Genomic DNA, 23,609 nt, shown 5'->3' with positions numbered 1-23,609 from the left:
TCGCCATGACCGTTCACGACAGCACCACCCTCTGCGCCCTCATCAGGGCCTACGAAAAGGCCGTGGTGTTCGAGGAGTCCGTTCCGAACGCCTTCCGGGTCGCGAAGGCGTTCTCCACCATGCGCTGGTCCCGTGGAGGTTTGCTACTGCTCGGCGTGGCCAACGACGGCAGGGTCAAAGGCATCGATCCGGGCGACATCGATGCCATCTTCGAGCGCTTCGAGCGACTTTGCGGCGAGTCGTCCGAAGCCCGGGTGGAAATCGGAACGCTCACTGTGGGCCAAAAAACCGTCGTTTTCCTGGTCTTCAACACCATCGCCCGTCACGTCGATCCCTTGGAGCGCTACGCCAACTGCGTCGGACGGGTCGGCTACTTCTGATACAGCGGCCATTCACCGGCTGCGCGGCCGCGGCGGGACAGGCTAGATCCCATCCAGGACACCACGGTAGACCTTGAGCACCTTCGCGGTCATCGCATCCAACGTGACCTCGTTCGCGACCAGCTCGAAGGAAGGTGCCAACAGGGACTTGAGACCCGGAACGTCGGCGAGGGCGAACTTCAAGCCGCGCACCAGTTCCGGCACCGAGTGGGCCTCCATCAGCGCTTCGGACGGCAGGAACTCGGGGGCGAAACCGACCTTGGTGGAAATGCTCGGCACTCCCATGTGCAGCGCTTCGGCCAGGGTGTAGGGGCCGCCTTCATTGCGCGAGGCAACGATGAACAGGTCCGCGCACCCCATCAGCCCGACGGCGTCATCGCGGTGACCGGCCATCCACACCCGGTTGCGGAGCTGGTGGCGGTCGAGGAGTTCCTCCAGCAAGGGCCGCTGCAGGCCTTCACCCACCAGCCACAGCTTGAAGCCGGGCACCTGCGCCATGGCTTCCAACAACAAATCCATCCCCTTCGCCGGCACCAACCGGCCGACGGTGCAGAAAACCGGCTCCGGGCCATCGAGGAAGGGCGGGCCGGTTGCCAGCGCCGCCTCCTTCGTCCCGGCAGGCGGCGGGGCGATCGAGTTCCAGATCACGGTCGCCGGGATGCCGCCGAGCGAATCCCGCACCTGGGCGGATGCGGTGATCACCGCGTCGTAGTCGCGGAAGGGCTTCGCGCTGCGCTTGATGTTCTGGACGGTGGCGACGCGCTTGATGCCCGGCAGCGAGCCCCGCAGCGTGCGCACCATCGCGCCCGCCTTGTTGGCGTGGGCATGGACGATCTGCGGCCGGGCGGACTGGATCGCCTTGCGCAAGGCCAGCAGGTTGAAGGGATTCAAACGTCCACCGCCCATGGGATGGGCGATGAATTGCACCCCGGGCGAAAAATGAGCGCGCATCGTCTCGTCCGCCACCGCGCTGACCTGATGTCCGAGCGACGCCTGGTGGTTGGCGAGCTCGATGACGTTTTTTTCCAAGCCGCCCTTTTCACCAACACTGGCGAGGACGTGGCAAATGCGAATCACGGGGAGGAGCTTGAAGCTCCAACCGAGAAAGTTCCAAGTGCCAAATCCGGCCGCCTTTTTGGGACTTGGAACTTTTTTCTTGGATCTTCGGAAGCCTAGCCTCCGCCCATGCGCATCGTTCACGCCGCGAACCTCCAGCTCGACAAGGATGGCGCGCATCTGTGGAACCAGGACCAGAAGATCCACCATGGCCTGGTGCGCCTGGGCCACTTCGTTTACCCGTTCTCGATCAACGACCGGGCGCGGATGCTGTCGCCGACCAAGAGCAAGACCTTCGGCAAGGGCAAGGCCAACAAGGCACTCGTCGAAACCTGCCGGAACGTGCATCCGGACCTGCTGATCCTCGGACATGCCCAGTACATCACGGCCGCGACCTTGCGGGAGATCCGGCGGATCCTGCCGCGGATCCGGATCGGGCTGTGGTACGTCGATCCCCTGTGGGACGAAGCCGAGACGCTCCACCTGCGGGAGCGGCTCGACGTCCTCGACGCCTTGTTTTGCTCGACCGGCGGTCCGCTGTTGCAAGCCCTGGCGCGGGAGAATTGTCCCGCCGGCTTCATCCCGAGCGCGGTCGACGCCGGGATCGAGTGTCACCGTGCCTTCGAGACGCCCGAGTCGGAAATCCTCCACGACGTCCTGTTTTTCGGCCGCGACAAGGGAGAACCGGGACGCCGGGCATTCCTGGAAGAACTGAAGGCCAGGTTGCCGGACCTGCGAGTCGGCTACTACGGCTGCCTCGGCCAGCCGGGGATTTTCGGCTGGGAAAAGGAGCAGGTAATCCGGCGCTCGAAAATGGCGCTGAACCTATCGCGGCGCTCGGACGTGGAACTCTACTCATCTTCAAGGATCGCCGAGTTGATGGGAAACGGCATCCTGACCCTGACTCCGCGCGGTGCGGGACTCGAGGACCTCTACGCGGACGACGAGATCGTGTATTTCGATGACGTCGACGAACTGGCCGAAACCGCGAGACGGCTCTCAGGCGACCAGAACCAACGCATCTCACTGGCGACCAAGGGATGGAAGCGAAATCACCGGGACTACAACGGCACTGAAATCGCCCGCTTCATCGTCGCATTGACCCTGGGTGATGAGTCCTGGAGACGAGCTCCCTGGGCCGATCATGTTTTCTCAAAATAGCAACAGTCCGGAGAAAACTTAGATTCGTCGAAAATCAGTACTGGTCATCTTGGGGAAAATCGGACATGGTCTCCCCCGTAAGGGATAGTTGCACAGCCCCCCAAAAGGGCCCCCGGACACTGGAACGGTTCCCCCCTCTAGTGTCCGGGGACTTATTCCCCGCCCCTCCGGCGATCCCCGCGACATTTTCCCGGTCATTCCGTTTGCGCACCCGCTGACCGTGCAATCGCCCTTGAAGCGGCCGGGCAGGTCGATTTAATCCGCGGGCATGGCGATTGACGTGGGCTTCATCGACCGGGTGGACTCACCTCGATTCTGCGAGCGGCTGTTTGCCGTGTTGCCGGACGTGATGTTCTGCCTCAAGGACACCAACCGCTGCTACCGTGCGGTCAACCAGGGTTTCGCCGAGCGCACCGGGATCAAGGACAAGCGCCGGCTGATCGGCCGCCGGGCGGAGGATTTCTTCCCTCCGGCCCTGGCCGAAGTCTACCGCGAGCAGGACGAGCAGGTCCTGAGCAGCGGCAGTGAAATCGTCGACCAACTCGAACTCTCCACCAACCGCGACGGCAGCCAGGGCTGGTACCTGGCCACCAAGGTGCCGCTTCACGACCGCGACGGCCGGATCATCGGCTTGGCCTCGGTGTCGCGCGACCTCCGCGCCCCGCGCGAGGGGGACGCCGAACTCGCCGGCATCGCGAAGGTGGCGGAGCATGTCCGCGACCATCTCGACGAACCGCTGCGGGCGGCCGGACTTGCGGCGATCGCGGGTCTCAGCCCGACCCAACTCGAACGACGGATGCGCCGGGTCTTCCAGCTGAGCACCACCCAGTTCGTGCGCAAATCGCGGATCGAGCACGCCGCCCGTTTGTTACGCGAAACCCCGATGGCGATCGCCGAGGTGGCGCTGGAGTGCGGATACGGTGATCAGACCGCCCTGACCCGCCAATTCCGCAGCACCGTCGGGATGCCGCCGGCGGCCTATCGCGACCACGTCAAACGCCGGCGCGGATGAGTAACCCCCGTCAGTCGCGGATCGCCCTCTTCGGCGGAACCTTCGATCCGATTCACCGGGGGCATCTTGAGATCGCCACCATGGCTCGCGAAGCGATGGCACTGGATCAGGTCCGCTTCCTCCCCTGCCACACCTCGCCGCACAAGGTCGGCAAGGAGACGGCCCCCGGGGACGATAGGTTGGAGATGGCGCGCCTGGCGACCCGCGGACTCGACTGGGCGGTCGTGGACGATTCCGACCTGCGTAGCCCCCCGCCCAACTATTCGTTCCGGACGGCGGAAGAAATGGCCCGGCGCGATCCGGGCGCCCGCTTGTTTTGGATCATGGGCGCCGACCAGTGGCGGGCCCTGCCCGGGTGGAAGGAGCCCGACCGGCTGGCGGAGCTGGTGGAATTCATCGTTTTCGCCCGCGACGGCGCGCCCGAACCGCATCCCGGCTGGACCTTGCACTCCCTCCAGGGAACCCATCCGGCGTCGGCCACGGCGATCCGGAGAGCCCTTGCCGAAGGGGAGAAAAGCATCCCTTGGCTCGATCCCGACGTCGAAGGGTTCATCCGCGCGCGCGGGCTCTACAATGCGTGAACCCCGGCTTGCACCGGGCTGGCCGCCTCCCTAGCTTGCAACTCGAAACTCTTGTCATGAAAGCCTTTCCCCGAGCGATCTTGTTCTGCCTCCTTCCCCTTTCCGTGCTTCACGCCCAGGATCCGAAGGAACCCGCCAAAGAAGTCCCCGCGTTTCAGCAGGAGTTCCTGAACCTGCCGGAGGAGAAGCGCAACGACTTCGCAAAGCTCGGCAACGAGGCCCATCGACTCTTCGGGCAGAAGCGCGTTTTCGAGGCTTTGGACAAAATCAACGAAGCAAAAGCGATCTTCAAGGACAGTCCCGAGCTGCTGACCTTGGAAGGTGCATGTCAGGTCGAGTTCCGCAATTTCGACAAGGCCATCGAGTTGTTCAAACAAGCCGATGCTCTGGCTCCGGGTGAAAGGAACAGCTTGTTCAACCTGGCAGAACTCCACTTCGTGACCAAGAACTGGGATGCTGCGGAAGCCAGCTTGAACAAGTTGCTCGAGATGCAAGAAGGCGAACCGGATCCCGGCGCACTGCAGATGTTTCGCCTGATCGAGTTCAAGCTTTTGCTCACCAAGATCAAGCTCGGCAAAATGGAAGAGGCCACCAAGCTTTCGACCAAGTACGACTACCTCGACGATTCTCCCTTTCCCTACTACGCGGAAGCGGCGATCGCCTTCGCCAATGGCGATGAAGTCAAAGCGGAGTCGGCCATGGCCCGCGGCACGCGGATTTTCCAAAACCCCGCCGTCCTCTCCCCCTGGCAGGACACGATGATCGAGTTCGGCTACATCAAGGGCTTCTTCGGCGGCGACATGGAAACGCCCGCGGCGGCCTCCGAGTAGAACACCGCCCGACTCATGCCGGCACCTCGCCGAACGGGGTGAACTCCACCTGCTCCAGCGTCACGCCATAAAGCGCCGCGATCTCGGGTGCGTCGGAAGCGTGGTAGATTTCGCGGAAGTAGATTTCCTTGATGCCGTAGGCGCACAGCGTCTGCATGCAGGCGGTGCACGGCATCGTCGTGGTGGCCACGATCTTGGCCTCGCCGCGGCGGAACAGGCTGCAAAGGTTCACCTCCGCATGGAGCATGAATTTCTGGCGCGCCTCGCGGTCATCCCAGAATCCGTCCGGCGCGTTGAATCCGGGGGCGAGGCCGTTGTAAGCGGTACCGATCACCCGGTTGTCCGCATCCAGGGCGGCCGCACCGACTTTCCGGTAGGGGTCTTCCGATCGCATGCTGGCGACATGGGCCAGCGCCATCGCATACTCGGGAATGCTGATTCGGGACACGGCGCCGACTCAAAACATGCCCGCCCCGTCCGTCAACGCCCGGCCGCGGAGATGTCCAGAGCCTGACGAACCAGATGGCGCGTATCGGCACGCCCCGGGTCCTCGTCGGATCCCGAGCTAGCCAGCACCGTCTCCACCCCGGCGGCATCAACCCCCGCGTCACCCAGCCACAGCCCGAAAGCCGCGACCAGACCGAGCTGACGCATCGCGGGAGAGGCCGCACCGGCAGGTTTCTCCACGATGGTTCCCGAGAATTCACCGTCGGCATCGATCTTGAGCACCCCGAGGCGGCTGGAGCCCGGCGAAGGTTCGACCTCCAGCAACACCGTCGTCGAGCGTCCCGCGGGCAGTCGATTCGGCAATCGAGCGGACTGCGATCCGGCCGAGGCCAGCATCCGAACCCGGGTTCCATCGGCGGCTTCAAAGGACCAGCTGACGGTGGACGGCATGTCTTTCCGTCCAACCAAAGTTGCGGCGACCAGCACGTTCCGTGGATTCCACGGACAAACCGCGGTTTGGATCTCGGACACGACATTAGCCGCCGGCTGCGCAGGCAACGGAAAGGTGTTCACCATTTCCTCGAGGCGCACCGCGCGCTGCGGCGGCAACTCCGCCCGGTCGCGGATCCAGCCGCGGAGCCAACCGTAGCTCGCCTGCCCGATCACCACCGGCAGTCCGATTTCCACCGACGATTGCAAGGGCGGCAACGGCTTCAAAGCCGGCAGCCTGGCCGGATCCGGCAAAGGATCCCGTGTGAGCCTCCGCGAGACATCATCGAGGAACGCCCCGGCATCCTCGGAGAGCCGCTGCGCCTGCAGGCTCTCGACCGTGCTATCCTGGCCACCCGCGGCAACTGCGGCATTGCCCTCGGACACGCGGGGTCCGGGCAAAGGCAAGAGGGCGACCTCGGACACGGCGTCATGCGTCGAAGCGGTCCGCTTGCCCGGCCCGGCGACGCGGGACGCCATGGTGACCGCCACCACCACCGCGGCCGCCGCCCCCAGGGTGGCCAACCACGGTCGCCAGCTGCGCCTGGCCGAGGCGAACTCGACCACCTTGCCTTGCGAGTCGGCATGGCGGCCCGCCTTGAGAACCGCCTCGCGCTGTGCCGGCCTCAAGGCCGGAGGTGCGGTGGAAAGCGAGCCCTCGAGAAAGGAGGCGACTTTCTTCAAATCGCCGAAGGACAGCTGCAGGGCGGGATCGGCGGCGATGGCACGCTCCACCTCCGCGGCCTCCGCGGGCGGGAGCTCTCCGAGCAAATAGGCACTGAGGCGGGGATCGTCGGGAGTGAGTTTCATCGCGTTCCGGGGTTGGAATCGAGCAGCTCGGCGGGCAGCAGGTCGCGCAGCCGCTTGAGGCCGGTGTGAATCAGGAAGCCGACGTTCCCGCTGCTCAGGCCGGTCCGGTCGCAGATTTCCTGGTAGCTGTGGCCGTCGCGGAACTTCATCAGGATCACGGTGCGCTGGTTTTCGGACAGCCGGTCGAGGAAGCGCATGACGGTTTCGATCCGCTCCGCCTGATCCAGCGCCTGGTCGGGCACGACATCATCGCTTTCACGGGCGAGCAGCTTCTTTTCATCGAGGGTGGTGAGTCGGGATTCCTTGCGCAGGATGTCGAGGGCGCGGTTGCGGCAGACGGTGAACAGCCAGCTCTTGAGACCGTCGCGGACCTTGGCAACATCCTGTTGGCACAGGCGGATGAAGGTGTCCTGCACGATGTCCCGGGCCCGCTCGACGTCGTTGACGAAGCCGTAGGCGTAGCCGACGAGCGGTGACTCGTATTCCGCCAGCGCCCTTTCGACGAATTGTTCCCGGGTCTCGACCATGTTGCCTTGCGGCGCACTCTTCGAGGGAGGAACGGGCGGTTCCGGATTTTCTTGGGAAAACTTCATCGCGGGCGAGCCGGCGTTTTCCGGGGATCAGCGGACGAAGAAGCTCAGGTGCTCCAGCTCCAGCGCCAGGTCGACGCTGTTGACCGTCACCTCCGGCGGCACCTCGAGCATCACCGGAGAGAAATTGAGGATTCCCTGGACGCCCGCCGCCACCAGACGGTTGGCCACCGCCTGGGCGACCCCCGCGGGAACGCAAAGGATCGCCAGTTTCACGCCCTCCGTTCGGATGTAGCTGTCGATTTCCTCCTCACCCTTCACCGGAATGCCGATGCCGCGGCGACGCGCTCCTTCGGGATCGGCATCGAAGGCGCAAACCACCTCGAAGCCTTCCTTCTGGAAGCCCTGGTAGCGCAGCAAGGCCGATCCGAGGTTACCGGCGCCCACCAGCACGACCGGCTGGAGCCGCTCGCGGCCCAGCGCATCGCGCACCATCGACGCCAGCGTCTCCACCGGATAGCCGAGCCCGCGAGTGCCGAACTGGCCGAAATACGCGAGGTCCTTGCGAAGCTGGGACGGTTTCACCCCGGCCGCCTTCGCGAGCGCGGTGGAACTCACCGTCTGCTGGCCGTTGTCCTGAAGACGCTGGAGGCAACGGTGGTAGATCGAAAGGCGATAGATGGCCTTCTTGGGAATATCGATCTTGTCCACGGGGGACCGGAGGAAACGCGTGGATGCCCCCCGGGTCAAGCCCGGGAGTGGCTCCTCCGGCTTGCCGCAACGGCCCTCAGGGAGCCCCGTCCGCGGCCGACCGGATCGCCTCCAGCTCGCGGCTGGCATCCGCGTGGGCTGCGGCCCACTCGCGATAGGAGACCGAACCGGTGTCGAGGCCCGACGCCCACTCACGGAGTTTGTCGTCCTCACGCACCGCGGCGGGCAACCCGAGATACCAGTCCAGTCCGGTCAAGTCGCCCCGCTTGAGATAGGCATTGGTCATTTCCACGGCGATTCTCCGCGTGTCCTCGCCTGCCTCCGCCCGGTTGCGGATCCAGTCCGCCGCGTCGGCGAAGTCCGCGGTCCGCACCCGCCAGTAGACGTGGTCGAGCGCCGCCCGCCGCAGGGATTCGTCCAGGCCCTCGTACCAGACCTTGAGGTCGGGGATCGAGTTCGATTCACGCAGCTGCCGGTCGGCCAGATTCTCGGCAACCCGCGAAGCAAAGGCACCGTCTTCGAAGGTGGAATCTTCCGCGAAACGGGTGGCCTCCGCCATCGGCATGCCGCCGATGGCACCGAGGTACGAGGCCTCGAACTCACGGGGGTCGCCGATCTCCCGCATTGCCGCGGCGGCGGCCTTGGGATCGCGGGCCGCCCATGCGGAAAAGATCAAGGCCTGCGGGCCGGGTCCGTAGTCACCGCCATTGGCAATCTCCTTCCGCAGCTGGTCGAGCGCGCCTTCCGGATCGAGCGTCCCCCAATGATGCCACAGCATCCGCCACTCGTTGTCATACTGCAGCCCGCTCTGGTCGAACTCGAGGAACATCGCGCGGATGTCCGCGATGGTCGAGGCATCGGCTTCGGCGAGCAAACGGGCGAACTCGATCTGCCGGCTCACCGGGTGGCTGTTGTGAAAGACCCGGCGGACCCGTTCCGCGGGAATCGCCGCGCCGTGAGGGTGGCCGCTGACCGAAGCATCCCCCAGCGGCCGGTCGGCTGGCACCCCGGCGGCCCCGACATCCCGACGCCCGGAACGGTCCAGCGCCGGTTTCTCAGGCTCAGGCGACGTTCCGCCGCCATGCCAGACCCAAGCCGTTGCCAATCCCAGCCCATAAGCGATTCCCGCAACCGCCGGAATCCACCGTCGCCAGCACCATTCATAACTCTTTGTCATGGGGACTTTATTGGACCGGGCATGACACTCGCAAGCCGGGAAGCAGCCGGCAAGCTCTCACTCGGGATCGCGACACTCAACCTCTTGTATCCCAGCTCAACATCGACCCGGGCACAAAGCAGCCAGCGGCCCCGGGTCAGTCGTCGGCTGCCGGCGGGTCGCCGCGCAGGAATTGCCCGACTTCCGGCAGGAAAAACTCCACCTTCCCGCAACGGTCGCAGGCATAGAGCACCAGACGCTCTTTCTCATACCCGTTGTGCTCGGAAAACAAGGATTGCGCGTACCCATGGTGAAGCTCGCGAAACCCATGGAACTTCATTGTCCCCGTGCATCGCATGCAGCGCTTCAGCGACTCCCGCAGCGCGTGCATCTCCCGGATCTCCTGCGATGCCCGGCCATCGCCGGGCCCCCGGGTGCGGGCGCAGCTCCAACAATCGCTCCAATCGTCGTCCTCGACGACCGCCTGGCAGTAATCACATTCCCACATGGAGTGACGCTCCCGGAATGCCGCGGCAGGAGTCGAGCGCGATTCGCTGCCGCCTGGGTCCCCTAGAGTTTCCCCGGTTCCTGCAACAACTCGCAAACCCGGCTCAGGAGCATGCCGGCACCGCCGCCATCGACGACGCGGTGGTCAAAGGTCACCAGCAGTTCGGCTTCGGTCATCGGGATGAAGGCCTCGACCTGGTCGCTCCAGACCGGTTTCTTCACCCCGGCACCGAGGCCGAGGATGAGGGTTTCGTTTGGCAGCGGGATCGGGGTCCCGCTGGTGAGGCCGAAGGTGCCGAAATTGGTGACGGTGGCGATGCCGCCCTTGAGATCGTCCTCGGAAAGCCGCCGGCGACGGCCGCGCTCGACCATCTCGGCATACTCGTTGGTCAGGTCGAAGAGCGACTTCTGGTCGACCTTGCGCAGCACCGGGACCACCACGCCGTCTTCCACCTGGACCGCGACCCCGATGTCAAAGGCACGCGGGTGAACGACCTTCTGGCCGATCAGGAAGCCGGCGCTCGCGGGATCTTCCGCCAGCGCGAGCGCAAAGGCGCGTAAAACGTAAAGCGTCAGCCCCGGCTTGGGGTCCTGGTTGCGGCGGTGGTCGAGCACCCGGTCCAACCGCACCGGCATGCCGACGGTCGCCAGCGGACGGGTCCAGCTGCGGCGCATCGCATCGGCCACTGCCAGCCGCATCGGCGAAGCGTGGCTGCTCGGCCAGGACTGGATGTAGTCGAGGAACTTCTCGAGGTCCTCGACGGTGACGCGGCCACCGGCACCGGTACCGACCACGGCGGAAATATCGGCCTCGCGCAGACCCATCTCGTCCATCCGCGCGCGCATCCGCGGCGAGATGTAGTGGGCGCCCATCACCCCGGTGGGCACCGGCAGGCCCTTGACGCTGGGCACCACGGCCGGCGCTTCCTCATAGCTGTCGTCGTCGAGCGCGAAATGCAGGTTCTTCTCCTGCTCCGGCTCCGCGGCAGCGGCGGTGCGGCGGTCGGCGGCGGCCTCCAGGGTATCGACCCCGGTCTTGGCGATCTCTTCCTCGCTGACCTCCAGCAGACCAAGCAAGGTCCCCACCGAGTAGGTCTCGCCTTCCTTCGCGATGATCTCCTTCACCGTGCCCCGGCACAAGGTGGTCACCCCCATGGTCGCCTTGCTGGTCTCCACTTCGATGACCTCCTGGTCGACTTCCACCGTGGCTCCGGGCGTGATCCCGATGCGGACGACGGTCGCCTCGGCGATCGATTCACCGAGCTGCGGCATGAGGATGGGAACGGTGGGCACGGCGGGAATGGTGGATTGATGCTTGGAGATTGCGGATTGAGGAAATCGAGTCGGGCGGAGCAGCCAGGCTGTTTCAATAATCAATATTCAATAATCATTCCTCAATCAGAACGACAGCAACTCGCGCAGGGCGATGCAGATGGATTCCGGGGTGGGACGATGGGCGGCCCAGAGTTTCGGATGATAAGGCACCGGCGTGTCGCGGGAGTTCAGGCGGCGCGGCGGGGCATCGAGCAGGTGAAAGCCGTCGGCACACACACGGGCAACGACCTCGGCGGTCACCCCGCCCCATGGGAAGGCTTCTCCCAGTGCCAGCAAGCGGCCGGTGCGGGCCACGCTTGCGAGCACCGTGTCGATGTCGAGCGGCTTGACCGTGCGCAGGTCGACGACCTCGATCTCCCAGCCGCCCTCCTCCTTGAGCCGGTCGGCGGCGCGCACCGCCTCGTGGACCATCGCGCTGTAGGCAACCACGGTGGCGTGCTTGCCGGGCCGGGTGATGCGGGCCTTGCCGATCGGCAGGCCGTCGCCGTTGATGCGCGGCGCCTTCAGCCAGCGGTAGAGGAACTTGTGCTCGCAGTAGACGACCGGATCGTCCAGCGCGACGGCGTCGAGCAGCATCGAGTAGGCGTCCGAGACGGTCGCCGGGGTGACCACCACCAGACCGGGATAGTGCGAATAGATCGCCTCCATGCTCTGGCTGTGGAAGGGCCCGGAGCCGGGCGTGCCGCCGGAGGGCAGGCGGACGGTGATCGGCACCGGGACGCCGGTGCGGTAAAAGTGGGTCGCCGCCTGGTTGACGATCTGGTTGAAGGCGATCGACGAGAAATCCGCGAACTGCATCTCGACGATCGGCCGCATGCCCTCGATCGCCGCGCCGACGGCCATGCCGATCATCGCGTCCTCGCTGATCGGCGAATCCAGCACCCGGCCGGGAAACTCGTCCGCCAAGCCCTTGGTTGCCTTGAAGGCACCGCCGAACTTGGAAATGTCCTGGCCATACAGGAAGACCCGCGGGTCGTCGCGCAGCAGCTTCTCCTGGGCCTGCAGGATGGCATCGACGTAGGTGACGCTCATGGTGAATCCTCCCCGGTTGCCGGTTCGCTCGAGCAGGCGCGCCAGTCCTCGTGCCACGGATCCGGTGTCGGTTCCTGCTGGGCCTGCGCGACCGCCGCCTGCACCTCGTCGGTGAATGCGGCCTTCCAGTCCTCGATTTCTTTCGCGGTCGAAAATCCATCGGCGATCAGCTGCGCGATCCCGTTCTCCAGGCAGTCGCGCCCCAAATGGCTGCCGCGAAGCTCCCCGGGCACGTAGCTGGCGTCATCGTGCTCGCCGTGGCCGCTGAGCCGCAGGAGATTGGCGACCACCATCTGCGGTCCGGCCCCGTCGCGGGCCATCCGGACCGCCTTGCCGACGACTTCCGCGCAAGCGAGCACGTCCGTGCCGTCGACCGCATGGCCGCCCAGACCGTAGCCCCGGGCCCGGTCGAGCAAGTCCTCGCAGGCGAACTGGCGCTCGGTCGGGGTCGAGTAGGCGAACTGGTTGTTGCTCACGACGATGACCATCGGCAGCTGCTCGACCGCGATCATGTTCACGCCCTCGTGGAAAGCACCGGTCGAGGTCGCGCCATCACCGACGCAGGTGGCGCCGACCGTGCCGGCGATTTCGCCCTTCATGCGCCGGGCCATCAACATGCCGCCGACCACCGACACCGCCGCGCCGAGGTGGCTGATCATCGCCGGCATGCCCTCCTGCGGTCGCCCGCGGTGGATATTGCCATCACGCCCCTTCATCGGCCCGAGCACCGAGCCGAGGTAGGTGCGGGTGCAGTCGATCAGCGGCTCGCCGAACGCGGTACGCCCGGCCTGGTCGCGGATCAGCGGCGCGAAAATGTCGCGCCCCTTTACCAGCGAGGCCCCGAGCGAGGCGCTGACCGCCTCCTGGCCCTTGCCGAGGTAGACGCCGCCAACGATCTTGCCGGCCTTGTAGAGGCTGGAGAGCTTGTTTTCCAGCAGCCGCGCCTTGAGCATCGCCCTGAAAACATCGCGCACGTAGTCACGATCCAATCCCACACGGGTCCTCTGGGCTTCCTCGGCGTCCGGCACGGGCGAGAGGCTAAACAAGCCCCGTGAAAGCCCGCAACCGCTTTCATGGCGTAACCGGAGCGATCTTTGCCGCTTGGCCTCGCCAGCCCCCCGCCCATCGCCGATTGTCCCGGCAATCCGATGGCCAGATCCTCCGCCAGTTCCCGCATCCGCGCCGAAGTCATCCGTCTGGTGGCGGCGATCCCACGCGGCCGCTTCACGACCTACGGCTCGGTCGCCGCGCACATGAATGTCACCCCGCGGCGGGTCGCCTCCGTGCTTGCCCACCTGACCGACGAGGAGGCCGGGGCCCTGCCGTGGCAGCGGGTGGTCGCCGCCGACGGCCGAATTAGCCGCGGGATGGAGCCCGAACTCGCCGCCCGCCAGCGCGCCCTGCTCGAATCGGAGGGCCTGAGCTTCGACACCAAGGGCGCCATCCTCGACCCCGGCCGGCACTTCCATTCTCCCGGATTCCGGCGCGACATCGACTGGAGCGACGGCCCGTGAAGGAAGCTTCGCCTTTCCTCACCCCGGTTGCGCCATTCCGCATTGCCCGCACGGGCGGGCTGCCCCATAACCCCGCCGCATTCCACCACCGAACCCGATGAAACCGACTCTCCTCGTTCTCGCCGCCGGCATGGGCTCCCGTTATGGAGGCCTCAAGCAAATGGATCCCATGGGCCCCAACGGTGAAACCGTGCTGGATTACTCGGTTTTCGACGCCATCCGCGCCGGCTTCGGCAAGGTGGTCTTCATCATCCGCGAGGACTTCGCAGAAGCCTTCAAGAGCAGCGTCGGCGCCCGCTTCGCCGGCAAGATCGAGGTCGAGTATGCCTTCCAGAAACTGGAGGACCTTCCCGATGAATTCTCGATTCCCGAAGGCCGGGTCAAGCCGTGGGGCACCGCCCACGCGGTGCGCGCCGCGCGCCATGTGACCGACGGCCCCTTCGCGGTGATCAATGCCGACGATTTCTACGGCGCCGATGCCTATCAGGTGATCGCCGACTGGTTCGCCGCCTCCGCGGGCGACGCCGGAAAAGACCACTACTCGATGGTCGGCTACCCGCTCCGCAATACCCTCTCCGACCATGGCACGGTCAACCGCGGCATCTGCCAGACCGATGCCGACGGCCTGCTGACCGACGTCCAGGAAGTCGTCGAGATCGCCCGCGATGCCAGCGGCCAGGTCTTCGGCACGGCGCTCGACGGCAGCCGCATCGAGATCGCCGAGGCGGCCCCGGTGTCGATGAACTTCTGGGGTTTCACCCGCGCCTACTTCGACCAGCTCGAGGAGCACTTCATCGAGTTCCTCAAGGAGAAGGGCGGCGAACTGAAGTCCGAATGCTACATCCCGACGGTCGTGGACGACCTGATCCGCCGCGGGGTCGCCGACTGCCGCGTGCTGGACACCAGCTCGTCGTGGTTCGGCGTGACCTACCCCGACGACAAGCCGCACGTCGTCGACTCGATCGCCACCCTCATCCAAAACGGCGCCTACCCGAGCCCGCTGGGCTGACGCTCACGCATCCAGCGGCGGCCGCTTTGCCCGGATCCGGCGGATCTCCTCTTCGATCAGGAAAAGGATCATCCCGACGGTGAAGACCACGCAGGGCCAGACCAGCCAGCGGTCGAGCGGACGCCGGCCGCTGCCGGGCAGACTGATCTTGCCGTGGATGACTTCCCCCTGGCCCGGGACCGGGGCTTCCTGCACGACCTTGCCGTCGGGGGTGGCGATCCGTGAGAAGCCCGAGCTCGCCAGCCGGAACAGCGGCACCCCGTACTCCGCCGCCCGCACCGCGGCCAGCTGGGCGCTCAGGCGGTGCGCGTGTTCCCCCCACCCCATCACATCCATGGCGGGAATCACCAGCAGCTCCGCGTCCAGCGAGATCAGCCCGTCCATCACGCGGATGTAGTTCATGTCATAACAGATCGCGATGCCGATCTTGCCCATCGGGCTGTCCCAGATCCGCTGGCGCCGGGCGGGCAGGCCGTCGTTCATGAACTGGATCGGCACCGACTTGACCTGCTTGTGGATCACCTCGCCGCCCGGTCCCACGACGAAGGCGGTGTTGTATTGCTTCTCCTCCGAGAGATCCGTCGCGGGATGGACGTCGGTGCCGCCCGCCATCACATGGCAGCCATGCTGGCGGCACCACGCGAGCACCTCGGGGGAGGGATCGTAGGCAAAGGTGTACTCGCTGAGCACGAACAACTGGGCGTCCGGCTCCAGCTCCCTCGCCTTGTCGAGACCCGCGATGATCTCGTCCGACAACACATCCTCGAGCTGCACCCCGGCCACCGTGATGGTCCGGGTGCCCGCCGGGCTGGCCGGGGGCAATCCCATCAGGCCGCCGGGCAACACCAGCGGGAACACCCACTTCAGCAAGCCGCGCTTGCGGTCGGCGATCCATGCGGCGGCGAACACCAGCAGCATCCCGGTGCCGTAGATGCCGAGAAAATGGAAACTCCCCGCCCACTGCTCCGCCGGCAGCACGAAGCCCGGGGTCAGCCAGGTGAACTTCAACGGCCACAACTCGCAGCGCGTGTATTCTAGGCCCATCCACAGGAACGGCGCGCTGACCACTCCCCAGGTCCGGCCGAAGCGCCGTTCGACCAGTTTCCCCACCGCCACGAAGATCGCCAGCCAGATCGCCAGCAGGAACCACAGCGCCACCGCGAAGGGCCCGAAGATCTTCAGGAAGAACGACAACTGCGGCCCCATGATTCCCATCCCGACCAGCAGCCCGCCGTAGAAGGCCCGCCGCACCGTCGCCGCGCGGCGCAAGCGCAGCAGGAACACCAGCGACAGCAGCACCAGCCATCCCGCCAGCGCCGGATAAAAGAGCGCCGCGTGGAAAAAGCCGACCGACAGCATGATCTCCGTCCCCCACTGCCGCCAGCTGCTGCCACGGCGGATCTCCACCGCATCCAGCGCGTTGTCGGTGGCATGTTCCTCCACGATCATGACATCTTCTGGCAAAACTTCCCCGATCCGCCAAGGACGACATCGCCCCGATCCATTGGCACTACAAGGCCCGCGCCGCCCCGGGGATTTTTCGATTCTCAAAGGGCCGCCCCACAGGCAAGCTACGCGGCCATGACCTTGCCGCGCCTGATCGCCATCGCCCTGCTCACCCTGTGTCCCGGGCTGACCGCCCATGCCGGCGGCAAGAAGGGCGAAAAGTCGGGGATCTCCTTCCACATCCAGACCGACCAGTCGGAGAACCCGAAGATGATCTTCCCGCAGCTCACCAACGGGCAGCAGGTGTTTTATCGCCGCGTCCCCGAAATCTCCACCAAGGACATCGTCGCCTTCAATCCCTTCCCGTCCCAGGACGGCGAGGGCTACGGCGTGCTGCTCCAGCTCAAGAACTCCGCGAAGAACCGCCTCGCCGCCGTCACCAATGCCAACGTCAACCGCTGGATGATCGCCATGGTCAACGGCCGGGTGGTCGATGCCGTGATCATCGACAAGCAGGTCGACGACGGCTACCTGGTCATCTGGAAGGGCATTGGCGCGGCGGAAATCGACGCCTTCGACGCCAAGGTTCCCCGCATCGGGGAAAAGAAGCCCCGACGCTGATCCCGACATGCTCCGCACTCTCGCTCTCGCCGCCACCCTGCTGCTCCCCCTTGCCTCCTCCGCCGTGGACCTCCAGCTCCCGACGGAGAACCACCACCTCCTCTCCGACGAACCGGAGAAGTTCTACATGTATGTCGACCGCATCTTCGAGGGTGAGGTCAGCAAGCCCTGGGAAGGCGGCAGTTTCGGCTTTGTCCGCACGCCCGTCCGCGTCGGCGAGGACGTCGTCCTGACCAAATTCCACGAAGGCGTCGACATCCAGCCGGTGAACCGCGACAAGGCCGGCAACCCGCTCGACCTGGTGATGTCCGTCAGCGACGGCACCGTGGTCCATGCCAGCAATGTCGCCGGCCGCTCAAACTACGGGAAGTACGTCGTGGTCGAGCACCACTTCGACGGCGACACCTTTTACAGCCTCTACGCCCACCTCGCCGAGGCGACCGCCAAGCCCGGCGATCCGGTGAAAACCGGCTCGGTCCTCGGCCGCATGGGCTACACCGGCGCCGGCCTCAACCGCACCCGTGCCCACCTCCACTTCGAGATGTGCCTGCTGATGAGCGAGCACTTCGACGGCTGGTTCAAGGCATTCTGCGGCGGCACCAATTTCCATGGAAAGTTCAACGGCATGAATCTCGCCGGCATGGACGTCGCCGCCCTGTTCCTCGCCCACCAGAAAAATCCGGAACTTCGCCTGCAGGACTTCGTCCTCGCCAATCCCGCCTACTTCAAGGTCACCCTCCCCCGCGAGGGCAGCTGGGACTTCGCCGAGCGCCACCGCTGGATGGTCAAGGGCGACATGAGCACGCCCTCGCCTTCGTGGGAAGTCAGCTTCACCGCCACCGGTCTGGTCACCGGCATCGCCCCGAGCCAACGCCAGGTCCACGAACCGATCGTCACCGCCGTGCGGAATTCCCGCATCTCCCACCGCTATCTGACCCGCGGCTTGGTCGACGGCAAGGGCACATCCGCCAACCTCACCCGTTCCGGCAAGCAGCTGGTCACATTGCTGACCGACGACTTCCCGCACTGAGGCGAAGAGTTTCCAGCGGGGACTGTTGACCACCCTTGCGGTCCATCGAGAGAGAATGCGGGGCGCCCCGCGTCAGCGGTCTCCCCTGCTGTATGTCTCGACGAGTTCGAGGAACTCCTTGCGATAGCCATCGCGATCCTCACCAAGAGCTCCAGCGGCCATCTCAATTACCGCGGGAAGCGTCGCATCGCCGCGAAAATCCGAGTCACGGAGGATCATGCCGAAAGAGGCCACTGATGACGCGAAGCGGAAATCGACCGAGGCGTCGGCAAAGCCGCCTCCGGCATCGGTGAACGGGATCGTCATCAGGCGGCTCTTCCCCGCTTCGGGTTCCTTGTAGCGGAGTTTGAGGGTGAAGAGTTCATCACCGGCTCCGGGGGTCTCTGCCCGCGGTTCGACCTTCTGGTATTTGAGCGGGGAAATGCGTTTCAGCATCCCGGCTTCCATTCCGGCGGGGATGACTTCGTAGAAAGCCGTGACGCTGTGTCCGGCGCCGATCTCTCCGGCGTCCTTGGTGTCGTCGTCGAAGTCCTGGGCTTCGAGAAGGCGGTTTTCGTAGCCGATCAGTCGGTAGGCGCCGACTTTCGCCGGGTTGAATTCGACCTGGATTTTCACGTCCTTGGCAATCGTGACGAGGGTGCCGCTGACTCCCTGAACAAAGACCTTGCGAGCTTCCTCCCTGGAATCGACGTAGGCGTAGTTGCCGTTCCCCTTGTTGGAGAGGATCTCGAGCATGTCGTCCTTGAGATTGCCCATTCCAAAACCGAGGACCGTGAGATAGACCCCGGTTCTCCCCTGCTCTTCGACCCGCTTGACAAGGGCGCTTTGATCGGTGGTTCCGACGTTGAAGTCGCCATCGGTGCAGAGGATGACGCGGTTGTTGCCCAGTTGGTTGAAGTGCTCCCGCGCGGTCTTGTAGGCGAGCGAAATCCCTTCCCCCCCGTTGGTCGAGCCGCCGGCTTCGAGCTGATCGATGGCCCGCAGGATCTTCTTTCGCTTGTTGGCAGGGGTCGGGGGGAGGACAAGGCCGGAGTTGCCCGCATAGACGACGATGGAAATGCGGTCGCGTTCGTCTAGCCGGCGGACAAGAAGCCGGAGGGACTCTTTCACCAGGGGGAGCTTGTTGTCGCTGCCCATGGACCCGGAGACGTCGAGGAGGAAAACGAGGTTGGAGGGAGGGCGGGTTTCCCAATCGTTCTCATAGCCCTTCAAACCGATGCGAACGAGGCGGTGAGCCGGTGCCCAGGGCGTGGAAGCCGCTTCGATGTTTGCCGAAAACGGAGGTCCTTCGACGGGCTTGCCGGCCTCACCGGTGGCGGGAGGGGCGTAGTCGTAGGTGAAATAGTTCAGGAATTCCTCGATCCGCGTGGCGTCGACGGGAACCCGCGATCCGCTTTTGATCATACGGCGGACGTTCGAGTAGCTGGCGGTGTCGACGTCGATGGAGAAGGTGGAGAGGGGCTTCTGCTGCGGGGAGAAGAAGGGGTTGTCCCCGAAGTAGTCATACGATTCGGTTTCCAGGGCGGCCCGCGGGCGTTGCTGAATCTCGGGGCCCGGAACCCTGATACGTGCTCCGGCATCCGGAGCGGAAAACGGGTCGTCCCCGCCGCTGCCCTGGCGTCGACGGGCCAGCGCGGCGGATTTCCGGCGCCGTAGATCCTCCCGGCGTTTGGCTTCGTCGAAAACGAGGATCTTCGAGCCATCCAGGTCCCAGGCGACGGAACTGGCGGAGACCGCGGTGAGGAGGTCGAACAGGTTGAGGACGGACGCCTTCCTGACCTTGAGGCTGACCGTTTTCGGAACACTTGGGACGAAGCTGGCATCGACCTTCGGGACGGAGCCGATCCCGGCGATCTTGATGGCCTGTTCTCTCACGAGTTCGAAGGCCTCGGGGATCGAAGCATTCTCAAAAATGATCTCGGGAACGATGATTTCGCCGAGCTTCTGACAGGCTTTCGACTGCAGACGCCGGCGATGTTCGACTCGCTTCTTTGGCTCGCTGTAGAAGAGGATCTGGCGGCCCTCGATCTTCCACTCCAATCCGTTTCCCTGGATGGCAAGTTCGAGAAGGCCGTCGAGAGTGAGTCCCTCCGCATCGAGCGAAAGCCGCTCTTCATCGGCAATTTGCTGGGCCGGGGCATCGGCAGAGAGCTGGATGTCGTGCCCTGCGGCGATCTTCTTTGCCTCAAGGAGAACGCCGCGCAGGCTGGTATTGTTATAGGAAACGGGACCTACGGGGATGGCGGTGAGTTCGGTGCGTGTGATGGGAGCAGCAACGGCCATCGCACTGGCGAACAGACTGAAGATGGGAACGAGGCGATTCATGGAGACTTCAAAGAATCTGCCGGATTGGCGGCATCCAGCTCCTAGGGATGGAGTCATAGCGCGCCGGAGTCAACGACTCAGACTCGTTCCGTCACGTTCCCGGGCCATCACGCCGAGAGGGAGATTATTCTCATGTTTGCCGGTCACCATTTCCAGCCATGGAATGCAAAGACCCGCGCAACGGCGATCCACGGCTCAGGTTCAATGGATTGCCGCAACCGGGTTCTTGATTGAAAGCGGGCGGCAACACTCCGGATTCGATCAAGTCTTGCCTCGCCCGTCTTGAAGCCTTGAGTCTCCGGCATGGACAACATCCTCGCCCGCATCGAATCCCTCGGCTACAAGCTCCCTGAAGTTCCGGCACCGGTCGCCGCCTACGTCAACTGCGTCCGCAGCGGCAACCTGCTCTTCCTCTCCGGTGGCCTGCCGATCGACGGGGAGCGCAAGGTCATCGGCCAGGTGCCGCGCGACGTCTCGATCGAGGAAGCGCAGGAAGGCGCCCGCATCATCATTCTCAACCGCCTCGCGGTCGTGAAGCAGGAGATCGGATCGCTCGACAAGGTGAAGCAGATCGTCGCCCTCAACGGCTTCGTCAGTTCCGCTCCCGACTTCTACGGCCACCCGCAGGTCGTCAACGGCGCCAGCGAACTGCTGATCGAAATCTTCGGCGACAAGGGCAAACACTCCCGCACCGCCCTCGGCGCCGCCGCCTTGCCGCTGAACGTCGCCGTCGAGATCAACCTGGTGGTGGAAGTCGAGTGAGGCGCTAGCTTCCGGCGTGGCTCTTTTCGATTCCCACAACCACCTCCAGAAGTTCGCCGATCCCGCGCGCATCATCGCCGCCATGCGGGCGGCGGGCATTTCCGGCTGCATCGTCAACGGCACCTCCGAAGACGACTGGGAGGCGGTCGCACGTCTCGCCGAAGCCTTCCCGGATTTCGTCCGGCCGGCCTTCGGGCTGCACCCGTGGTTCGCCCACCGGCGCTCCGCCCGCTGGCACGCGGTCCTGGAAGGCTTCCTCGACCGCTTCCCTGACAGCTCGATCGGCGAGATCGGGGTGGACGGCTGGGTCAACGAACCGTCCCCGGCAGTCCAGCGGGAAGTGTTCCTGCCCCAGCTTGCGCTCGCCCGCGATCGCAAGCGGCCGGTCACGATCCACGCACTCAAAGCCTGGGAGCCGCTCTTGGAGGGCCTCGCCGCCGAACCGGTCGAGCGCTTCCTGCTGCATTCGTTCGGCGGCTCGCCGGAACTGGCGGAGCGGCTGGCCGGGCTCGGCGCCTGGTTTTCCTTCTCCGGTTACTTCCTCCACCCGCGGAAGGCTAAGGTGTTGGAAGCCTACCGGGCCGTCCCCGCGGACCGCTTGCTGCTGGAGACGGACGCTCCGGAAATGCTCCCTCCGCTGGAATTCATCGGGCATCCCCTGCCGGAGGATCAGAACCATCCGGCGAATCTCCCGCGGATTGCCGGAGGCCTGGCCGAGGCGCTCGGAACCGACACGGCCAGCCTGACGGAGCGCACCGCGGCGAACCACCTGAGGTTCTTCGGCGCGACCTGAGCACCGCGGTTCACGACGGACGCGACGCCAGCAAGACCTGCGACTCGCCGTCCCAGCCCGCCCGCCGGATTTCCGTCACCACGCGATCCCATGCCGGAAACACGAGCGTGTCCTTTTCCACCTGCTCCCGGTCCGGGGGAAACTCTTCGGCCGGCAGGATCTCGCGGGAGAGGTGAAAACATGCCCACGCCCGCCACGACCGGATCTCCTTCCTGACCCCGCTGACCCGCGTGGCGAGATGCTGGAAATGCCTCACCGGGTTGCCGATGAAAGCGCCCTCCGGCCGCTGCGCCAGGATCCAGCACAGGGCGGCATACGGCGGCGGATGCTTTGCCAGCACCTCCTCGTCTCCCCGCAGATCCGCCATGAACGCCTTGTTGAGCTGGAGGATCGCCTGCGCCGGCTTGCCTTCCCGCCACAGCGACTGGGCGTAGCACAACGCGGCGAAATAATAGCGATCGCGCCTTTCCGGGGCGTGCACCCGGGTCACCATGTGCCCGTGGACATGGTTCACTTCCGGTAACAGCGGGCAGCCGGGCAATCGGAAAGACTCACTCATGGGCCGACCAGCTTGAACCACGGAAACACGAGCAAGATGCCGATCCCAGCGATGATCCCCGGCACCAGGAAATCCCGCGCGGTGACCCGGCCGGTCGCGTAGGCGATGGCGTTCGGCGGCGTCGCGATTGGCAGCGCCATCGATGCCGAGCAGCCCATTGCCACACCGAAAATCAGCAGCGGCGCATCCTCGGGGCCCACGATCCCCGACCCCAGGGGAATCAACAAGGCCGCCGCCGCGGTGTTGCTCATCAGGTTCGAGAGCACGACCCCGGTCATGCAGAACGCCACCGCCATGCCCACCGGAGACAAGGAGCCCGGCACCTGCGCCGCCAGCCACTCCGCCAGACCCGACTTCTGCACGCCGGTTCCCAGCGACAATCCGCCGGCCAGCAGGATTAACACGTCCCACGGCAACTCGCGGATGTCCCGGTTGCCGATCACCCCGGTCACCGCCAGCACCACGATCGGGACGAACGAAACCACCGGCGACGGGATCTTGAACAGCGACTCCCCCAGCCACAACGAGACGGTCACGGCGAACACGGCCATCACGATCCAGCGGTGCCACCGCTTCTTCCCGTCATCCTCCGTCTCCCGCCCGCCGGGCGCCAGCCCCCCGGCCAGCCCCTCTTCCCCTTTCACCCAATGATGCCAGATGAACGCGTAGGCAGCGGCGGCCAGCAGCAGCGCCGGCGGCAGTGCCAGCAGCATCCACCCGAAGAAATCGACCCGATGACCCTCCGGGAACCGCTCCACCGCGATCGCGTTCGGCGGGGTCCCGATGATCGTCCCGATCCCCCCCAGGTTCGCCGCGATGGCGACCGACAAGATCAAGCCGCGCGCCAGGCGGCTGCCCTTCGGCAAGGCGAGGGTCAGCGGCGACAGCACCGCCATCATCATCGCCGCCGTCGCGGTGTTCGACGTGAACATGCTGAACACGAAGGTCAGCCCCATCACCCCGGCCAACAATGCCGCCGGTCTACCGGCCAACCGCCCCAACAAGGCCGACGCCATCCACCGGTCCAGCCCGGTCTTGGAACAGGCGTGTGCCAGCACGAAGCCGCCAAGGAACAGCCACATGGTCGGCGACGCCCATTCGGCGACGAAAACCGTCCACGCCTTGGTGTCGCCGGCTTCCGCCCACACCCCGCCCGGCCGGCCGAGCACCGCGATCTGCAGCCCCATCACCAGCAAGGCCACCGCAAAGGCGGGCATCGCCTCGCTCACCCACAGCGCCGCCGCCAGCACCATAATCCCGAGACTCGCCCGTCCAGCCGGCGACAGCCCGTCAAATGTCTGCCAGCCGATCAGCCCCGGACCAAATACCACGGTCAGTGCGAGCAACACGCAGGCGAGGGTTTTGGCGACGGCCCGCCAGGCCCGGCGGTCGAAACGGCCCATCGCCCGGCCCGCCTCCGCCCGAGTATCCAGATTCATGACGGCATTCCCGGCCAGTCGCTGCGCGCCCTCAAGCGCAATTCCCGCGCGATGCGCATTATCCCGGTCCAGCT

At 65.3% G+C, this 23,609-nt stretch carries 25 protein-coding genes; 11 read left to right on the top strand and 14 right to left on the bottom strand.

The annotated features are described in order from the left end of the window. The first annotated feature begins 5 nt into the window (after positions 1-5). On the top strand, positions 6-380 hold the full coding sequence (locus tag IG178_RS02735; RefSeq protein ID WP_193210965.1) for an AlbA family DNA-binding domain-containing protein: 375 nt from the start codon (positions 6-8) through the stop codon (positions 378-380). A gap of 42 nt (positions 381-422) precedes the next feature. Here IG178_RS02735 and IG178_RS02730 read toward each other — a convergent pair whose 3' ends face one another. After that, positions 423-1,457, bottom strand: coding sequence for a glycosyltransferase (locus IG178_RS02730; RefSeq protein ID WP_193210964.1), 1,035 nt, complete (start codon positions 1,455-1,457; stop codon positions 423-425). Between the two features lie 108 nt (positions 1,458-1,565). Between IG178_RS02730 and IG178_RS02725 the strand changes: the two genes are divergently transcribed. The 4 genes from IG178_RS02725 to IG178_RS02710 all read left to right on the top strand — a co-directional run bounded on the left by IG178_RS02725 (position 1,566) and on the right by IG178_RS02710 (position 5,020). Beyond that, positions 1,566-2,597, top strand: a complete 1,032-nt coding sequence (locus IG178_RS02725; protein WP_193210963.1) for a glycosyltransferase family protein — start codon at positions 1,566-1,568, stop codon at positions 2,595-2,597. Between the two features lie 268 nt (positions 2,598-2,865). Next, the gene (locus tag IG178_RS02720) at positions 2,866-3,609 is read left to right on the top strand and encodes an AraC family transcriptional regulator (protein ID WP_193210962.1); all 744 of its coding nucleotides are present in this window, start codon (positions 2,866-2,868) and stop codon (positions 3,607-3,609) included. Continuing rightward, the gene (nadD, locus tag IG178_RS02715; protein ID WP_193210961.1) at positions 3,606-4,190 is read left to right on the top strand and encodes a nicotinate (nicotinamide) nucleotide adenylyltransferase; all 585 of its coding nucleotides are present in this window, start codon (positions 3,606-3,608) and stop codon (positions 4,188-4,190) included. Before IG178_RS02720 ends, nadD begins: the two co-directional genes overlap by 4 nt. Positions 4,191-4,246: 56 nt before the next feature. Then, positions 4,247-5,020, top strand: coding sequence for a tetratricopeptide repeat protein (locus IG178_RS02710; protein ID WP_193210960.1), 774 nt, complete (start codon positions 4,247-4,249; stop codon positions 5,018-5,020). Positions 5,021-5,033: 13 nt separating this feature from the next. Here the strand turns inward: IG178_RS02710 and IG178_RS02705 are convergent, their stop codons facing one another. The 9 genes from IG178_RS02705 to IG178_RS02665 all read right to left on the bottom strand — a co-directional run bounded on the left by IG178_RS02705 (position 5,034) and on the right by IG178_RS02665 (position 13,065). Then, positions 5,034-5,468, bottom strand: a complete 435-nt coding sequence (locus IG178_RS02705; protein ID WP_343225919.1) for a deoxycytidylate deaminase — start codon at positions 5,466-5,468, stop codon at positions 5,034-5,036. Positions 5,469-5,500: 32 nt separating this feature from the next. Continuing rightward, a complete protein-coding gene (locus IG178_RS02700) occupies positions 5,501-6,766 on the bottom strand; it encodes a VWA domain-containing protein (protein WP_193210959.1) in 1,266 nt (421 codons plus the stop codon). Further along, the gene (locus IG178_RS02695; protein ID WP_193210958.1) at positions 6,763-7,359 is read right to left on the bottom strand and encodes an RNA polymerase sigma factor; all 597 of its coding nucleotides are present in this window, start codon (positions 7,357-7,359) and stop codon (positions 6,763-6,765) included. Before IG178_RS02695 ends, IG178_RS02700 begins: the two co-directional genes overlap by 4 nt. A 27-nt stretch (positions 7,360-7,386) precedes the next feature. Beyond that, entirely contained in the window at positions 7,387-8,007 is a 621-nt protein-coding gene (locus tag IG178_RS02690; RefSeq protein WP_193210957.1) for a redox-sensing transcriptional repressor Rex, read from the bottom strand. 76 nt (positions 8,008-8,083) lie between these two features. Continuing rightward, positions 8,084-9,013, bottom strand: coding sequence for a hypothetical protein (locus IG178_RS02685; protein ID WP_193210956.1), 930 nt, complete (start codon positions 9,011-9,013; stop codon positions 8,084-8,086). Positions 9,014-9,320: 307 nt separating this feature from the next. Beyond that, a complete protein-coding gene (locus IG178_RS02680) occupies positions 9,321-9,671 on the bottom strand; it encodes a hypothetical protein (protein WP_193210955.1) in 351 nt (116 codons plus the stop codon). A gap of 62 nt (positions 9,672-9,733) precedes the next feature. Further along, positions 9,734-10,963, bottom strand: a complete 1,230-nt coding sequence (locus tag IG178_RS02675; protein ID WP_343225918.1) for a dihydrolipoamide acetyltransferase family protein — start codon at positions 10,961-10,963, stop codon at positions 9,734-9,736. A gap of 105 nt (positions 10,964-11,068) precedes the next feature. Then, positions 11,069-12,037: an alpha-ketoacid dehydrogenase subunit beta gene (locus IG178_RS02670; protein WP_193210954.1), complete on the bottom strand. Its 969-nt coding sequence runs from the start codon at positions 12,035-12,037 to the stop codon at positions 11,069-11,071. Further along, complete coding sequence (locus IG178_RS02665) at positions 12,034-13,065, bottom strand: thiamine pyrophosphate-dependent dehydrogenase E1 component subunit alpha (RefSeq protein ID WP_343225917.1); 1,032 nt, start codon at positions 13,063-13,065, stop codon at positions 12,034-12,036. Before IG178_RS02665 ends, IG178_RS02670 begins: the two co-directional genes overlap by 4 nt. A gap of 120 nt (positions 13,066-13,185) precedes the next feature. On the opposite strand from IG178_RS02665, the gene IG178_RS02660 reads away from it, so the two are divergent. Beyond that, a complete protein-coding gene (locus tag IG178_RS02660; protein ID WP_193210953.1) occupies positions 13,186-13,551 on the top strand; it encodes an MGMT family protein in 366 nt (121 codons plus the stop codon). 97 nt (positions 13,552-13,648) lie between these two features. Further along, positions 13,649-14,560, top strand: coding sequence for a nucleotidyltransferase family protein (locus tag IG178_RS02655; protein ID WP_193210952.1), 912 nt, complete (start codon positions 13,649-13,651; stop codon positions 14,558-14,560). 3 nt (positions 14,561-14,563) lie between these two features. On the opposite strand, the gene IG178_RS02650 is transcribed toward IG178_RS02655, so the two are convergent. After that, positions 14,564-16,009 (bottom strand): nitrilase-related carbon-nitrogen hydrolase, encoded by a 1,446-nt coding sequence (locus IG178_RS02650; protein WP_193210951.1) that lies wholly within the window; start codon positions 16,007-16,009, stop codon positions 14,564-14,566. A gap of 132 nt (positions 16,010-16,141) precedes the next feature. On the opposite strand from IG178_RS02650, the gene IG178_RS02645 reads away from it, so the two are divergent. Together IG178_RS02645 and IG178_RS02640 are read left to right on the top strand one after the other, a co-directional pair. Further along, positions 16,142-16,627: a SecDF P1 head subdomain-containing protein gene (locus IG178_RS02645; protein WP_193210950.1), complete on the top strand. Its 486-nt coding sequence runs from the start codon at positions 16,142-16,144 to the stop codon at positions 16,625-16,627. A gap of 7 nt (positions 16,628-16,634) precedes the next feature. Then, positions 16,635-17,657: a M23 family metallopeptidase gene (locus tag IG178_RS02640; RefSeq protein WP_193210949.1), complete on the top strand. Its 1,023-nt coding sequence runs from the start codon at positions 16,635-16,637 to the stop codon at positions 17,655-17,657. A gap of 72 nt (positions 17,658-17,729) precedes the next feature. Here the strand turns inward: IG178_RS02640 and IG178_RS02635 are convergent, their stop codons facing one another. Next, the gene (locus tag IG178_RS02635) at positions 17,730-19,982 is read right to left on the bottom strand and encodes a vWA domain-containing protein (RefSeq protein WP_226894654.1); all 2,253 of its coding nucleotides are present in this window, start codon (positions 19,980-19,982) and stop codon (positions 17,730-17,732) included. Positions 19,983-20,285: 303 nt separating this feature from the next. Here IG178_RS02635 and IG178_RS02630 point away from each other — a divergent pair, with 303 nt between their 5' ends. Both IG178_RS02630 and IG178_RS02625 read left to right on the top strand, forming a co-directional pair. Then, the gene (locus IG178_RS02630) at positions 20,286-20,744 is read left to right on the top strand and encodes a RidA family protein (RefSeq protein ID WP_193210948.1); all 459 of its coding nucleotides are present in this window, start codon (positions 20,286-20,288) and stop codon (positions 20,742-20,744) included. Positions 20,745-20,760: 16 nt separating this feature from the next. Then, positions 20,761-21,537: a TatD family hydrolase gene (locus IG178_RS02625; RefSeq protein WP_193210947.1), complete on the top strand. Its 777-nt coding sequence runs from the start codon at positions 20,761-20,763 to the stop codon at positions 21,535-21,537. Between the two features lie 10 nt (positions 21,538-21,547). Here IG178_RS02625 and IG178_RS02620 read toward each other — a convergent pair whose 3' ends face one another. After that, a complete protein-coding gene (locus tag IG178_RS02620) occupies positions 21,548-22,096 on the bottom strand; it encodes a hypothetical protein (protein ID WP_193210946.1) in 549 nt (182 codons plus the stop codon). After that, on the bottom strand, positions 22,093-23,535 hold the full coding sequence (locus IG178_RS02615) for an SLC13 family permease (protein WP_193210945.1): 1,443 nt from the start codon (positions 23,533-23,535) through the stop codon (positions 22,093-22,095). Before IG178_RS02615 ends, IG178_RS02620 begins: the two co-directional genes overlap by 4 nt. Positions 23,536-23,609 lie beyond the last annotated feature (74 nt).

The sequence above is a fragment of the Neoluteolibacter marinus genome (assembly GCF_014904755.1).
Lineage (GTDB): Bacteria > Verrucomicrobiota > Verrucomicrobiia > Verrucomicrobiales > Akkermansiaceae > Haloferula > Haloferula marina.
This window is presented reverse-complemented; position numbering and strand designations above follow the sequence as displayed.

Bases quoted from the DNA above. Each gene is read 5' to 3' on its own strand.
- IG178_RS02735 (WP_193210965.1), top strand. From the start codon at position 6: ATGACCGTTCACGACAGCACCACCCTCTGCGCCCTCATCAGGGCCTAC.
- IG178_RS02725 (WP_193210963.1), top strand. From the start codon at position 1,566: ATGCGCATCGTTCACGCCGCGAACCTCCAGCTCGACAAGGATGGCGCG.
- IG178_RS02720 (WP_193210962.1), top strand. From the start codon at position 2,866: ATGGCGATTGACGTGGGCTTCATCGACCGGGTGGACTCACCTCGATTC.
- nadD (WP_193210961.1), top strand. From the start codon at position 3,606: ATGAGTAACCCCCGTCAGTCGCGGATCGCCCTCTTCGGCGGAACCTTC.
- IG178_RS02710 (WP_193210960.1), top strand. From the start codon at position 4,247: ATGAAAGCCTTTCCCCGAGCGATCTTGTTCTGCCTCCTTCCCCTTTCC.
- IG178_RS02700 (WP_193210959.1), bottom strand. From the start codon at position 6,766: ATGAAACTCACTCCCGACGATCCCCGCCTCAGTGCCTATTTGCTCGGA.
- IG178_RS02695 (WP_193210958.1), bottom strand. From the start codon at position 7,359: ATGAAGTTTTCCCAAGAAAATCCGGAACCGCCCGTTCCTCCCTCGAAG.
- IG178_RS02680 (WP_193210955.1), bottom strand. From the start codon at position 9,671: ATGTGGGAATGTGATTACTGCCAGGCGGTCGTCGAGGACGACGATTGG.
- IG178_RS02670 (WP_193210954.1), bottom strand. From the start codon at position 12,037: ATGAGCGTCACCTACGTCGATGCCATCCTGCAGGCCCAGGAGAAGCTG.
- IG178_RS02660 (WP_193210953.1), top strand. From the start codon at position 13,186: ATGGCCAGATCCTCCGCCAGTTCCCGCATCCGCGCCGAAGTCATCCGT.
- IG178_RS02655 (WP_193210952.1), top strand. From the start codon at position 13,649: ATGAAACCGACTCTCCTCGTTCTCGCCGCCGGCATGGGCTCCCGTTAT.
- IG178_RS02650 (WP_193210951.1), bottom strand. From the start codon at position 16,009: ATGATCGTGGAGGAACATGCCACCGACAACGCGCTGGATGCGGTGGAG.
- IG178_RS02645 (WP_193210950.1), top strand. From the start codon at position 16,142: ATGACCTTGCCGCGCCTGATCGCCATCGCCCTGCTCACCCTGTGTCCC.
- IG178_RS02640 (WP_193210949.1), top strand. From the start codon at position 16,635: ATGCTCCGCACTCTCGCTCTCGCCGCCACCCTGCTGCTCCCCCTTGCC.
- IG178_RS02635 (WP_226894654.1), bottom strand. From the start codon at position 19,982: ATGAATCGCCTCGTTCCCATCTTCAGTCTGTTCGCCAGTGCGATGGCC.
- IG178_RS02630 (WP_193210948.1), top strand. From the start codon at position 20,286: ATGGACAACATCCTCGCCCGCATCGAATCCCTCGGCTACAAGCTCCCT.
- IG178_RS02620 (WP_193210946.1), bottom strand. From the start codon at position 22,096: ATGAGTGAGTCTTTCCGATTGCCCGGCTGCCCGCTGTTACCGGAAGTG.
- IG178_RS02615 (WP_193210945.1), bottom strand. From the start codon at position 23,535: ATGAATCTGGATACTCGGGCGGAGGCGGGCCGGGCGATGGGCCGTTTC.